The organism is Corynebacterium sp. MSK218 (genome assembly GCF_030232655.1).
Lineage (GTDB): Bacteria > Actinomycetota > Actinomycetes > Mycobacteriales > Mycobacteriaceae > Corynebacterium.
Genome location: NZ_JASPGN010000037.1, coordinates 1 through 569, shown reverse-complemented (window position 1 = coordinate 569; position 569 = coordinate 1). Strand labels below are relative to the sequence as shown.

1 protein-coding gene is annotated in these 569 nt (G+C 46.6%); it reads left to right on the top strand.

Features of this window, described 5'->3' with window-relative positions:
• Positions 1 to 373: 373 nt before the first annotated feature.
• The coding region (locus QP922_RS12825; protein ID WP_284809910.1) for a hypothetical protein at positions 374 to 569 on the top strand (196 nt) is incomplete at its 3' end.

Genomic DNA, 569 nt, shown 5'->3' with positions numbered 1-569 from the left:
ACAAGGTACCCGTACCGGAAGGTGCGGGTGGATCACCTCCTTTCTAAGGAGCATTAATGTAAGGCACCAGTTGGTGTTGTACACCATGCAATGCATGTGTTTGTTTGTGTTGTGTGGTTGGTGGTTGAGTGAACAAAAGTTTTGCTGCCACCGTTTATGTGAATCGGGTGGAGATACACCTTAACCAAGAATGATTAATCTTTTTAACTAACACGTAGTGGAAAAGTACTTGGTGCATTGTTGGGTGTCTGGGGCATTATCCCCTGGTTGTAACCCACACTTTGTGCAGCAGTTGTGATGCAATATGCATGGTTGTTGGTTTGGTGTGGGGTGTTGTGTGAGAACTGTATAGTGGACGCGAGCATTAAACCGCATGCTTTTTATGCTGCTGCTTTGTGTGGTGGTGTGGGTGTGTGGTTTGTGTGATTTCTGTTCTTTTGTGTTTTGTGTAGTTCACGCCAACATGCTTTGGTTGCTGCTTGTGTGGTGGCTTTTGTGTGTTGGTTGTGTGTTCGTTATTGAGGGCGCATGGTGGATGCCTTGGCATGCTGAGCCGATGAAGGACGTGT